Consider the following 12,903-nt stretch of genomic DNA (forward strand, 5'->3'; position numbering starts at 1 on the left):
AATTAACAACCTGACGCTTCAACGGTTACTCTAGGTGCTGTACCCGCTTGAGTTGATTCGTCGTATCTTACAAAACAGTTAGATTGACGAATCGTACGGAAGTTAGCATTTGAACCATCATCAAAGGTAGCAATTAGCGCGTCACGACGAGTCGCAAACATCCAATCTTGTTGCAAGCCATCTACTGCACTTACAAGGCCAGCAGCATCAGCAGTTGGGTAACCAAATGCAACCGTTACTGCTTCATTAGTACCCGCATTAATGGTAGCCGTTGCTTGCTGTTCAACACCTTCTACTGCAGCTTTGCCGTAAACAATGCCATTTGCACCTGAAATCGCACCTTTTAAACCATTGAGAGATGATTCACGAGCATCACCTTGTAGATTTAAAAAACGAGGTGCTGCTGTTACTGCAAGAATACCCAAAATAACGATCACCACGACCATTTCAATTAGCGTGAAACCACTTTGTCTTTTCATTTTTATATTCCTACAACTTATTTAAGTTCAACAGTAACTTTACCGGTACGAATATCGTACTCGAAGTAATGACGGTTACTTTCGTTTTGTGTATAGCGACATTTAGTGCTGCTCACTGCCTGCGCTAAGTACTTAGTGCCTTTTGAAGGACTGTTTGTATACTGCTCAACCGCTGGAGAGTTTTGCAGTAAGTTCTCCATAAGGAATACGCACGCTTCGACATTTACGTTGTTGCTATTGTTAGCGTTAGTATTACTAGGGTAACCATCACGGAAGCCTGTTGTGCCATCTTCCGAGCGAGTCAACCAGAAACGAGTGCCATCGTAATCAACGTAGTTATTTACACCTGACTTAGTTCGGCCATTAGCTTCCCATTGCGCGCGAGCTGATAACACACCAGTTGCAAAACCACCAGCAACCGCTTCAACGCTAGATTCTTTTGCACTTTCTGTTACATCAACAAATCGTGGTAGAGCCGCTACTGCAAGTAGGCCTAATACCACAATAACCACGACTAACTCGACTAGTGTAAAACCTTGAGCTTTTTTCATTATTTGATCCATTTATATCAAAAGTGTGATTTTCTGCCCAAATTATAACTAGTTGAATAATGATTACAAAGCATTAACGTCAATTTTTTTACTCAAGTCAAAAAAATGACTTCCATATGCAAGCTATTAATTTTAATTGCTTTAATTTCAATATCAGTATTTATACCGTATACACAACTATAGTTTTTTTTATCAATTCGCTCTGATTTTATAAATAGATTGTGTTTTATAGAATCCGCGTCGCTGTAAAGTATTGATAACAAGTATTTACAGTTTCTATTTTCATTATTTGATAGGGTAATCCAACCGGTTTGGTCAAATTTTACGACGGTATTATCAACTTGTAGATAATTTGGTTGTTTCTCTATTAACCAAGCTTGATGCAATTCATTAATGCGCTGTTGCATAACTTTGCCGATCACTACCGCTTGAGTACGGGTGATTTTTTCTTGATTACGATTCACCGTAGATAAGAAAAACCCTACAAGTGCTAGAATCACACAACTCCAAATTAGCCAGCGCAGCGCATCTCTTTGGAAAAAGACACTCTTGATAGCCATCGCTCGTTACATTCCTTTCATGGCATCGAGCATGCCCCACATAGGCAGGAAAATGCCAAGAGCCAGTATTAATACCATTCCAGCAACCACAGTGAGCAAAATCGGCTCAATTCTGGCGGTTAGGGTCTTCAAATCATAATCAACTTCGCGATCGTAAAAATCCGAAACTTCTAACAGAAGCTCATCAATACGACCCGTTTCCTCTCCGACAGAGATCATCTGAATAACAAGCGGCGTGAAAATATTGGCATTAATAGCAGTTGAAGACACCGTGCTTCCGGCCTCAATAGCCGCCTTCATTTCCATAATGCGGTTTTCCAAGTACTTGTTGTCTATTGCTTCAGCCGATAACGCCAATGATTGATTCAAAGGCACGCCAGCACGAAGCATAAGAGCAAATGTTCTTGAGAAACGTGAAAGTTGAGCACGATTTACAATGCCGCCGACAATAGGCAGCCTCAACTTAATATGATCCCACTTTTCCCTACCCGCGGCCGTAGCAAGCCAAGCACGAAACGCAAACAAACTGCCAGCCATCGCACCCAATAAGAGCGGCCAATAACCGACGAAGAAGTTCGAGGTAGTAATCAGAATACGAGTGGGAAGAGGAAGATCGACGCCAAACCTGGCAAACATATCAGCAAACTGAGGGATAACTTTGATATTCAGTACAAACAACGCGGCAACGATAAAGGTCAACACAAAGGTTGGATAGCGCATTGCCGCCTTAATACGCTTACGAGTTTCGACTTCTTGCTCATAATAGGCAGCCAGTTGCTCTAATGCTTGGTCTAAACGTCCCGTATTTTCACCCACAGCAATCATAGAAACAAAAAGTGGACTAAACACGCGAGGATGAAGCTGCATACAACTCGATAAGTTACGACCGTTAGTTAGTTCATTAACGACTTCTTCCAAGGCGTATTTCAACTGCTTGTTAGTACAGTTTTGTGTCAGGCCCTTCATGGAGCGTAACAATGGCACACCGGCTTTCGTTAAACTGAACAACTGACGACAGAAAATAACCAGCACTTCTAAAGGTACCGCCGGCGCTATCAATGCACTTAGGCTGTCGCTAAATGACGTTGACTTACCACCTTGTGAGATCGACGTTGGAATCACCCCACGAGAGATCAAAATCTCCGCCGCGGTTTCTTCACTGGCAGACTCTAGATGACCAGAAATCTCTGAACCATCAAGATTGCGCCCTTTATAACGATAGGTTGGCATTGTCTTATCTCTAGCTATAAACCATTAAACTAAATGTAAATAGGTTCGATGCTACCGGAAGCATCCCCTTCACCCAGTGCCATCACTTCATCTAGGCTGACGGTTCCTTGAATTGCGAGTTCCATTGCAGACGCGAGCAAGGGTTTATATTCTTTCGAGGCTCTAGCTCGCTGTGAGAACAGTACAGCATCATTCGCCCGTAAGGCGTCCATCATTCCTTGGTCGAGTTCCAGCATTTCGAATACGCCTATCCGTCCTCGATAGCCGGTTAGATTACAGTTTTGACACCCCTGCCCTTTATGGAAGGTCATCTCTGTTTGATTAGGGAAGCGAGTCATCAGCCATTGCTTTACATGCTCATCCGCTGGATGCTCACATTTGCAATCGGGGCAAATTCTTCTCACCAAACGTTGGGCAATGACCGCTCTTACGGCACTAGCAACTAAGTACCCAGGAGCCCCCATATCCATCATTCGTAACGCACTGTCGACAGAATCATTGGTATGCAAAGTTGTAAGAACCAAGTGCCCGGTTAATGCAGCACGCAAACCAATTTCCACGGTTTCTTGGTCACGCATTTCGCCGACGAGAATAATATCAGGATCTTGGCGTAGGAAAGTTCTCAGGATCGATGAAAAGTCTAAATTAATTTTTGGGTTTACTTGAACCTGATTGACTCGAGGCAAACGATATTCAACCGGATCTTCTGCAGTAATGATCTTTTTTCCAGGACTATTTAACTCAGTCAGCGCACCATATAAAGTCGTGGTTTTGCCGGACCCCGTTGGTCCAGTGACCAAGATCATTCCGTGAGGGCGACGCAACTGCTTTCGCAACTTAATCAGCAGATCATTTGGAATCCCCGACTCTTCAAGCCTTCTGACACCTGTTGATTGGTTGAGCAGACGCATGACCACAGATTCGCCATGTTCAACGGGCATAGTCGACATACGAATATCAACCGACTGTCCTTTGGCTCTAATATTAAATCGGCCATCTTGAGGTAGACGCTTTTCCGAAATATCCAAATTTGCCATAAGCTTCAATCGCAGTACCATCGCTGGCGCAACATTCACTTCATTTAATAACGTCTCATGTAACACGCCATCAATACGCTGTCTAAGACGCAACACTTCGGCATCTGGCTCAATATGAATATCAGAAGCACCTACTTGAATGGCGTCTTCAAACAAAGAGTTAATCAGCTTAACGACCGTCACCTCTTCGCTTTCATCTTCTTCAATATTGAAGTCAAAAACATCCGTCGACTGATGCTCAGCATGAAGCTGCTCTGCAAATGAAGCGATTTCTTTGGTACGGCGATAGTAGCGGTCAAAACCGTCAAGCAATTGCTTTTCGGGAGCAATAACAAACTCGATAGCGTATTGACCAAGTTGGTTTAACAACGACTCCTGAACAAAAAGATCCGCTGGATCGCTCATCGCGACTCGTAATGTATCGTCTCGACGACCAATCACAAGTGCTCGCAAGCGTCTTGCATGAACTTCAGGAAGAAGCTGAACCGCATCCACATCGACTTGTGCCCGACTTAAATCGATCAATGGTAAAGCTAATTGCTGCGATAAAAACGTTAGCATCTGCTGTTCGGACAGGGCAGCCAGCTCTATTAGTGTTGCACCAAGCTTTCGGCCTGTATTACGCTGAATCGACAAAGCCTGCTGTAGCTGCTGTTCATTGATAATGCCTTCTTCAACCAGTAGATCACCGAGACGTTTACGAAGTTTAATTTGCATCATTACTTCCTTCGAGGTTTTCTATGACCTTAAGTCTGTCGCGAATAAATGCTTTCGATTGGCTTGAAACACCTATCTTTTCGAGCGCGTTTTCATAAGAGTTTTTAGCCAGTAAAAACTCCATTTTACGCTCCTGCTGAATAGCAAGCCCCATCCACCAACGAGCATTTTCACCGTCTTGTTGGGTAAGCAACTCATAGCTTTGATAGGCCAAATCGGCTTGTTTATTTCGCTGCGCGAGACCGGCTCTTAGTGATAAGTATTCAATCGATGGATACTCAGGCAGATAAACCAATGGCGTGAGGGCTGCCTCCTGTTGATTCTCTTTGATAAGTAATTTCGTTAACGCCAAACGTAACCTTTCACCAGACGGGTTACGATTAATCCCTTCTTGCAAAAGTTCATACGATTTTCGGGTCTGACCTTTACCGTAGTAGAGCGCCGACAATCGCTGTCTCACTTGCTCGTTTTCCGGTGCGTATCTAAGTGCAGCGGTATAATTCTCAAGTGCACCATTAATATCATTGGCATCAATCGATTTCTTGGCACGTTGAATGGCCTTTTCCGCTAACTGTTCCGAGCTGAGTTCTACTTGCTCAACCACCATCTCTCCACCGTTGGCTTGAGGCTCAACTTTATTTGGAGATAGTTGGGCTAACAAAATAGGTTCAGCAGAGGACGGCAATACGTGCATATCTGCCATCGTAGTGACGGCTTTTGACTGGTCTTTGACTAACGATACACGTTGAACATCAGTCAGCTTTGCCTTTGGTAAGTCAAACACATTAGAAGAAGCGGAGCCTAAATTCGCTGTCGGTGAATTTAATTGGGTGCGAGGCGGCGCTAAAGAGCGTGAACCTTCTTGAGGCACACTCATAGAAGGTGGCATATTTGCTGTAGAAAACGCCCAGCTTCCCATCGCTAAACTGACTAAGATTCCAACCCCAATCCACACAATGGGAGAGGTATTTCTCACTTTGGGTATTACAGCTTGCTCAATATTCACATGAGAATTATTGGGTTTACTAGTCAGATTTGATAAGGCTTTATTAATCGCACTCATAGTTATTTCCATCCCCAGAGTACTGGGTATTTGAATATCGGCTTGGTGGCATCAAAAGTATCTTTTATCGCCAGATACAAGTGGCGGTTTAATACCTGCTGGCTGTTGTCACCAAACGCTAACAACAGTGTTTTATGGCAAATTTGGTGCACTAATCTTGGAACGCCTTTACTTGCTCGCCATATGGCAGCCAGTTGATGATGACTGAACAGATGTTCTTCACGTCCAGCGCTCATCGTTCTCTGCTGGACATAAGCAAAACACTCAGCTTTTGCCATAGTACGCAATGTGGCACTGAAGGTGATTCGCTGTCTAAATTGCCTTAGGTGATGCTGTTCAAGTCGCGTATCCAATTCGGGCTGCCCAAACAGCACTAAGTGCATCAATTTGCTGTCTTCGGTTTCTAGATTTCCTAATAAACGAAGCGTCTCTAGTGCTTCATCAGATAAGGCCTGAGCTTCATCAATCAAAGCTACTACTGGTCGCTTGGACTGTTTGGCTTCGATAAGTTTTTTCTGAATATCTTCGAGCAACGTATGTTGCTGGCATTGCTCTATGCCAAGTTCTTTAGCAATAGCAATTCTTAACTCAGCACCGGACAACACCGGATTGGGCAGATAAACTAAGCTGTAATCAGCCTCGAGCTGTTTGATTAACATTCGGCAGACTAAGGTTTTTCCAGTACCTACTTCGCCCGTGACTTTGAGGACTCCTTCACCAAGTGCCACGCCCGCCGTCACAGTCTGTATCGCCTCATAATGCGGCGACAGACCAAAAAACAGCGCAGTATTGGGCGTCAGCGCAAATGGGTATTGCTCAAATCCGAAATAGTCTAAGTACACCGTTTATCGTTCCAATCGCTTCAACTCAAACGTCAAGCTCTAGGCCTTTTAATCTTCTGGGAACCACTCGTTAAGTAAGTCACGAGAACGCTCAACTTCTTTCTGCCATGTATTCACGCCAACAACAGTCGGACGTAGCAAGATGACCAACTCCGTCTTCTCTGTCACGTTTTGCGTATTTCTAAACAAGTGTCCCAATGCAGGGATATCCCCAAGATATGGCACTTTAGAGACCATTTCAGTGGTTGCCGATTTCATCAGGCCACCAATCACTACAACGTCGCCGTCAGCTGCACGGATAACAGAATCTGATTCACGAATAGAACTTTTCGCTAGCGGCACAATGATAGAATCCCCTAACACTTCTATCTCTTTTTTCTCTTCTTGAACTTCAATAACCGCAGGATGAACATGCAGCAGAACATTACCTTTTTCATCAATTTGCGGCGTCACGTCCAAAGAAATACCCGAGAAGAAGGGCGTTAATTCAACTTGAGGCGCTACGTTGGCATTTTCACCAGAACCAATTACCGTTGAGATATCAGTAACGAAGTACTCATCGGTACCCACTTTGATAACCGATTTTTGGTTGTTGGCGGCGGTGATTCGAGGGCTAGAAAGGACATTGAGATCGCCTTGCGTCGCCATAAAGCTCAATACGGCTTCAAAGTGTCCGTCCGTAATGGTCACGTTGGTTTGCCCACCTAACAGGGTGCCAATCTGATTTAAAGGTGGTACTGGGTTTTGTGCTGGTCGGGAGATAGACACACCACCACTACCAATTGCCGCACCAATATTGCTCCAGCTAATGCCTTGTTGATAACCGTCGCTCAGCGTTACTTCTAGAATCTTTGCTTCCAGAATCACTTGACGATGAAGTCGCTGCTGCGACATATCTAAAAATTCTCTAACCTGACGAATTTCATCGGGATAAGCGCGTAACGTAAGTAAACTGGCTTGAGGGGTAACCACTACACTGCGGCCGTCACCAGTTCCTATCAACTTACTCACTGCTTGCTCAAGCGCAGGCCAGAAATCACTTTCACTGGTGGTTTCAATGCGAGTACCACCTTGCTCATTATTGTTGCTATTGCCACCATTAACGTTATTTGAGTTCGATGAACTGGACGAGCTCGAACTTGAGCTGTTCGAGTTCGAGTTATTGTTTGAATTACTGCTATTGTTGTTATTGCTCGAATCTCTGCTGGAGATGGTTCCAGTCGTGATCGAGGTTAATGAGCGACCTGAACGTTTGAACTGCAAGTAATCCACTGGAATAGAAACTGTGCGTAAGCCCGCTGGATACACTTGGATGATTCGACCTTTTTTCTCAATGTCATAACCATACATATCACTAACGTTATCCAGCACTTCATCTAACGTCACATCACTCAAGTTAGCAGTAATTTTACCCGATACACTCGGGTGAATAGACACGCTGTACTCAGTTCCTTTTACCAAACTGGTGAAAAATGCTTTGGCTTCAACACCATTGGCTTGCACTCGGAAACGCTTCAGCGTTCGGCTCGAATGTGAGCCTGCCTGAGTGTCTAGCTCAGGCATTAGGTCGGCTTCCACCATTGGGGGCAACTCATCTAGGCTCTTGTTATTCGCATTGTTTACCGATTCATTGAGACTTTGCTTTATTTCAACCGGATCTCGATGTCCCATTGAACATCCCACCAATGCTGCGATACATATACCGACTACTACCTTACGCATCATATTCTTATAGCCTTAGTTTTTTACGTCCATCGCAAATAGGCCAAGTTTCCACTGCTTGCCTGCGCGCTGAAGGAGGAGATTTTCACTGTTGATATTGACGACTTTGTAACCGTTAATGACATCACCTTTTTCAACCACTTTGTCATTCATCACGGCTGAACACGGCATTGCCTGTTCGCAAACAATGCTTTGCAATGTCGGCAATCGGTACACCACTTTTTTCTTCGGTTTCGTTTGTACTTGTGTTGGCTGCGCCCACCCTAAAGGTGCAGTGGGATCTTGGGTCGCCCACGAAGACATGGAAACACTCAATAAGGCGATAAATATTGCTCTAACCACCGATAAACTCCTTGCGAGTGCCCAGTGTGTACACTTCTAAAATCAAGCGAGCTTTGGGATGTTTTTCCACATCATATTTAAAGCTGCGCCAATAATATTTAACCGGCATTTGCTCCAACTCAGATAGATATTTGGCGATAGCAAAATAGTTACCCGTCAATTCAATTTTAACTGGATGAACGAAGTAACCGGAGTACTCACTTGCTCCATCAGTGCCAGTAATAGGCTCTGGTGGTAGCGACTCAAGAGCGACAAGTTTCAAACCTTGGCTCTTGCTTAACACCAATTCAAGCAGGTTAGTCATTTGGACCGGTGAGATAAGATTATCCACCAATCCAGAGAGCTGTTCTGATAACGCTTGGCTCTCATCAATTAACTGATTGAACTCAAGATTAATGTCTTTGTCTGGATCTTGTTTAAGCTGGCTGCTCAATACTGAAAGCTGCCCTTCTAATTCCATGTTTTCACTGGAAACTTGTTGAAGTTGTCGTTCCAAACGGTTCTTTTGCAATAAACTAGGCTCTAGCAACAGCAGATAAAGCATCATAGCCACAATGACGAAAGCACAGATTGAGAGTAACGATTTTTCTCTTGTACTTAAGGCGAGGAACTTCTGATCTAACTTCAGCCAATAGTCCTTCACTGCTGAGCCTCCAATACTTGTGTCGCATCCACTTTTTCACGCGCATTTACCACAGTATCTAGAGATCGATTTTCTGGACTGGTACGCAATTCAAATGTCACGACATCATTAGTATTACGACCAATTTTCAAGGTCTTAAAGGTTCTTCCAACCAGACTTTGCTCTTGCTTGAATTGCCCAACCCAGTTTGGAATCACACTGGCGTTTCGTGCTAATCCAGAAATATCAATATTGCTTTTATCAAGGTAAATCTGTTGAATTGAAATGTCGTTTCTTCCCAACGTCGCAAGCGAGTTCATCACGCTTGAATAGCCAACTTGCTGCTCTTTGTCATAGTCATCTACCGCATCCAACGCGTCTTTTTTCGCGGCGATCTCCTGCTTTAAGCGCTCTACGGCGGCAACTTTAACCGGAGAAGGTCGATGTGACTCCAACGCCGCTTTTTGCTGGCTTAATTCATCGTGTAATGAGTCTGCGCGAGACTCCGATTGTGCTAGCTCGCTTTCTAATTGAACTGTTGAAACTGAAATATACCCATACACCGCAACAGCAGCTGTTACTGTCAGAGCCATTACAGACGCAACTCTAGTTAAGGTGAAATGTTCTTGTTTAGGCTTTAAATACGATGGATACAGGTTAACTGCTGGCCCTTCCAACTGCTCACTAGCAATTTGAGCTAATAACGCTCCAGACCACCCCGTACGCTCGGAAACGAGCGGCTTCACTTTGACATTCAATCGTGCAGTGAGTGCTTCAGCCAGTTGGTTTTCCGATTCTTCATCACAGCAAACTTGCAACGCATGTACGCCACCTGTTTTTAATTGTGATGACAGATAATCAAGAGACCTTTGCAACTCAAGCGCTAAGCTGTCGACATCAAGTCCAATGGTTTCACCTTGAATAACAGGGCCAGAAACACTACGAATAGTTCGATGGAAAATCGGCAATTGTTCAACAAAAGCACTCACTCGATAATGATGAAAACGACTTCTTTGCAGTAAAACAGCGCTGTGACTCTCTTTTTGAGCTCTTGCCCAAAATAGCTCTTCTGGAATAACTTGAGACAGTTCCAATCCTAAGTTTTCTAATACACCACGAAGCTGTAACAGCCAGGATTTCTGAATCACATAGGCAGTTGTTTTATTCAAGCTTGGCAGCTCTAGACCATCGGCAACAATCTCAGTCACTCGCTCACTGATAACATCCTTTAATAAAAAAGGCAGAGCTTGAGGCCATTCAGATTTTGGTATTCTTGGCGTGTCTATTTGATAGGTATGATAAAGGTCGCTACCAATGACAACATTGACGCCTTGGCCCTTGGTTGCTTTGGGCTGCAGCAGTTGCTCAAGCGCCTTTTGCCAATTGTTGGCAGTAATATCACAGTTACTAACCTTAAGCTGTCCTTTCTCTGACAAAAAGACGCCGTCCGACTGCATAATAACTACCATTGGGGAAGTATTCGCTTGTTTCGACCTAAATCGAGCAACGATGTTTTTAAACGTCATAACATTTCCGCGTTAGGTTCTTTTCCAACGATTTCTTCGTCCAGGCTTTATCATTGCCGCTTTTGGCTTAGGATCTGGCATGAGTTGTGTTTCAGCTGCAAAATAACGTCCTTGACCACCGCTAACACCAAGATCAAGCAGCGTATGCCACTCTTTTTTATTTTCCACGCCTACGGCAATAACTTGTGTTTTGAAGTCCCCACAAGCACCAACCATGCTGCGAACAAACAATTGGTTTTCATCCCGTTGATCAATTTTCTTAATTAAGCTGCGATGCAACTTAAGATAATCTACTTTCAGATCTTTGATGTAATGAGTACTCACAATCGAACGACCAGCCTGACCTACGATTACTGTGCACCCTAAACCGGACAGCATTCTAACAACTGGGCGAATATAGTCCAGATGTTGAACTAGTCTTGCTTCGGAAAATTCAAAGCTCAGTTGTGAGCGTACCGCGATAGGTAACTGCAACAACTCATCACGAAACCACTTAAAATAACCTTTGTTGGCAAATGGCACGACATAAAGATTGATAGAAATCGGTAGAATAGCCGGACTTTTCTTAATGTTTCGTAACACTTTATTGAGCACAGCACGATCAAAATTGGACTCGTAACCTACTTGAAGTAAAGCGGAATGGAATCGTGACGCTTTAACAATACCTCGTTCCGGATCTTCAATTCGTGCAAACAATTCTTTGTGAAGTACGTCGAGCTCCTTCCCTTTTTCGTACAAATAACAGGGCTGCGAAAAAATAAGTAGATTCTCAGGCAGAAGCGCTTTATCAAACAATGTACGCCAACGCACACTGCCACGCTCATCGAATTTTTGGACTTGCTTGCTAAATCGGCTCCAGTTATTCACCTTTTGCAGTTGAGCACTTTTCAGCGCCGTTTCTGCTTCTTCCATGATGCGCCCTTGGCGTTCACCTTCGGAATACATACTGACGCCAATGTGACACCAGTTCTCTTCATCAAGAGGCGTTGGCGGCGTGATCTTTTCAAGCTGACGAATACATTGGTTTGCTAGGTTAGCAACATCTTTGCTGCTTTGATGCGGAATAAATACGGCAAAATCGGCGTCATAGTAACGGGAGAAAATCACATCAGGATATTTCTGAACCGCGTTGGAAATCACTTCACCAACTTCCACGAGGAAGTCATCTGACGTTGATTTACCTTGAACCTCCTGTACTTGATCCCAGTCTTCGATTCGAAATAGCATAACACCGCCCTGAGCGCCGCTTTCATGTATCGCAGATTCTAGTTTGCTATCAAATAGCATTCGATTTGCACTGCCGGTCAATGGATCAAGGAAGGTTTGCGTGCGAATAAAGGTGTCGAATCGACTGCGCTCTTGGCGAGCATCTTGCAATTCTTCGATTAGAATGTCTAAAGCCTCACTAGCGGTATAAGGCCATTCTCTTTCATCTCCTTTAGCAAACTGCTCTACGCGACCACCTAAGATCATCCGGCCTCGTTCTTCCAATAACTCAGAGCCAACTAGCTGTTTACGAAGCCACTTCACCCCTTGCATTAGGCAAAAGACAATCAACCCAAAAGCTAAGGTGACCGACCACATGGCTTCAATGGAATAACGAACATCCAAATAAGGGGGCAGCGCGGTAAATTCGACGCGATAGCCATCATTACGCTCTAAATCAAAACCTTCTCGATACACAATGGTGCGATCTATAGTTGGAGAGGTGTTTTTGTATCGGTATACCACACCAGCTGAAGAGGTCAGCTGCATCTCAATGATATTACTGGCTTGCAGCATCTTAGGCATCCAACGCTGCATCATATAGGCTGCATCGGGGTCTTCTAGTTCTTTATCGATAACTCGAACAATGCCAGCCAAGTGGTGATTGAGGTACTCTTGGCCCATCCTTTTAATGGATAGTGTTCCGCCAACAAACAGAATAAATACGGCACTCATGACAATTACTGTCACAAAAGCCACTAAGCGAGTGCTCAGTTTGAGGGTGGGAGTTTGCCTCATAGGTACTAAAGTCCTTTTTGAACCGATGATGTCATTAACGTTTATCGTCCGAACTCAACTCGTTGATGCAACAAGAGAGATTCATGCGCACATTATATAAAATAAGCTATCGCGTTAACTGTTTGTTATATCAAATTTACTATAACCCGTTAAGCAACAAGCAATGCGTTGTCTCTAAGAAACAAAAAAAACCGCGAATTCATCGCGG

12 protein-coding genes are annotated in these 12,903 nt (G+C 44.1%); all 12 read right to left on the reverse strand.

Annotated features, from left to right (window positions below):
* Window positions 1-2: 2 nt before the first annotated feature.
* A complete protein-coding gene (locus OH456_RS16185; RefSeq protein WP_006071001.1) occupies window positions 3-479 on the reverse strand; it encodes a type II secretion system protein in 477 nt (158 codons plus the stop codon).
* 17 nt (window positions 480-496) lie between these two features.
* Entirely contained in the window at window positions 497-1,033 is a 537-nt protein-coding gene (locus OH456_RS16190; protein WP_412104842.1) for a prepilin-type N-terminal cleavage/methylation domain-containing protein, read from the reverse strand.
* A gap of 89 nt (window positions 1,034-1,122) precedes the next feature.
* Window positions 1,123-1,590, reverse strand: coding sequence for a hypothetical protein (locus OH456_RS16195; protein ID WP_270033864.1), 468 nt, complete (start codon window positions 1,588-1,590; stop codon window positions 1,123-1,125).
* A 6-nt stretch (window positions 1,591-1,596) separates the two neighbouring features.
* Complete coding sequence (locus OH456_RS16200) at window positions 1,597-2,820, reverse strand: type II secretion system F family protein (protein WP_006070996.1); 1,224 nt, start codon at window positions 2,818-2,820, stop codon at window positions 1,597-1,599.
* A 29-nt stretch (window positions 2,821-2,849) separates the two neighbouring features.
* Window positions 2,850-4,574: a GspE/PulE family protein gene (locus tag OH456_RS16205; protein WP_270033866.1), complete on the reverse strand. Its 1,725-nt coding sequence runs from the start codon at window positions 4,572-4,574 to the stop codon at window positions 2,850-2,852.
* Window positions 4,564-5,637 (reverse strand): tetratricopeptide repeat protein, encoded by a 1,074-nt coding sequence (locus tag OH456_RS16210; RefSeq protein WP_270033868.1) that lies wholly within the window; start codon window positions 5,635-5,637, stop codon window positions 4,564-4,566. The genes OH456_RS16205 and OH456_RS16210 overlap by 11 nt, the downstream gene beginning before the upstream one ends.
* A gap of 2 nt (window positions 5,638-5,639) precedes the next feature.
* Window positions 5,640-6,479 carry an ExeA family protein gene (locus tag OH456_RS16215; protein WP_006070992.1) on the reverse strand — a complete coding sequence of 280 codons (840 nt, stop codon included), beginning with the start codon at window positions 6,477-6,479 and terminating at the stop codon, window positions 5,640-5,642.
* Window positions 6,480-6,527: 48 nt separating this feature from the next.
* Window positions 6,528-8,201 (reverse strand): pilus (MSHA type) biogenesis protein MshL, encoded by a 1,674-nt coding sequence (mshL, locus tag OH456_RS16220; RefSeq protein ID WP_268665973.1) that lies wholly within the window; start codon window positions 8,199-8,201, stop codon window positions 6,528-6,530.
* Window positions 8,202-8,216: 15 nt separating this feature from the next.
* On the reverse strand, window positions 8,217-8,543 hold the full coding sequence (locus OH456_RS16225; RefSeq protein ID WP_038229124.1) for a hypothetical protein: 327 nt from the start codon (window positions 8,541-8,543) through the stop codon (window positions 8,217-8,219).
* The gene (gene gspM, locus OH456_RS16230; RefSeq protein WP_124940615.1) at window positions 8,536-9,186 is read right to left on the reverse strand and encodes a type II secretion system protein GspM; all 651 of its coding nucleotides are present in this window, start codon (window positions 9,184-9,186) and stop codon (window positions 8,536-8,538) included. Before gspM ends, OH456_RS16225 begins: the two co-directional genes overlap by 8 nt.
* Window positions 9,183-10,691: an MSHA biogenesis protein MshI gene (locus OH456_RS16235; RefSeq protein ID WP_268665842.1), complete on the reverse strand. Its 1,509-nt coding sequence runs from the start codon at window positions 10,689-10,691 to the stop codon at window positions 9,183-9,185. Before OH456_RS16235 ends, gspM begins: the two co-directional genes overlap by 4 nt.
* Before the next feature lie 12 nt (window positions 10,692-10,703).
* Complete coding sequence (gene csrD / locus OH456_RS16240) at window positions 10,704-12,695, reverse strand: RNase E specificity factor CsrD (protein WP_270033870.1); 1,992 nt, start codon at window positions 12,693-12,695, stop codon at window positions 10,704-10,706.
* Window positions 12,696-12,903 lie beyond the last annotated feature (208 nt).

The sequence above is a fragment of the Vibrio sp. La 4.2.2 genome (assembly GCF_027586995.1).
Classification (GTDB): domain Bacteria; phylum Pseudomonadota; class Gammaproteobacteria; order Enterobacterales; family Vibrionaceae; genus Vibrio; species Vibrio mediterranei.

Excerpts from the sequence above, each read along its gene's own strand:
- OH456_RS16185 (WP_006071001.1), bottom strand. The coding sequence starts at position 479 with ATGAAAAGACAAAGTGGTTTCACGCTAATTGAAATGGTCGTGGTGATC.
- OH456_RS16195 (WP_270033864.1), bottom strand. The coding sequence starts at position 1,590 with ATGGCTATCAAGAGTGTCTTTTTCCAAAGAGATGCGCTGCGCTGGCTA.
- OH456_RS16200 (WP_006070996.1), bottom strand. The coding sequence starts at position 2,820 with ATGCCAACCTATCGTTATAAAGGGCGCAATCTTGATGGTTCAGAGATT.
- OH456_RS16205 (WP_270033866.1), bottom strand. The coding sequence starts at position 4,574 with ATGCAAATTAAACTTCGTAAACGTCTCGGTGATCTACTGGTTGAAGAA.
- OH456_RS16210 (WP_270033868.1), bottom strand. The coding sequence starts at position 5,637 with ATGAGTGCGATTAATAAAGCCTTATCAAATCTGACTAGTAAACCCAAT.
- mshL (WP_268665973.1), bottom strand. The coding sequence starts at position 8,201 with ATGCGTAAGGTAGTAGTCGGTATATGTATCGCAGCATTGGTGGGATGT.
- OH456_RS16235 (WP_268665842.1), bottom strand. The coding sequence starts at position 10,691 with ATGACGTTTAAAAACATCGTTGCTCGATTTAGGTCGAAACAAGCGAAT.
- csrD (WP_270033870.1), bottom strand. The coding sequence starts at position 12,695 with ATGAGGCAAACTCCCACCCTCAAACTGAGCACTCGCTTAGTGGCTTTT.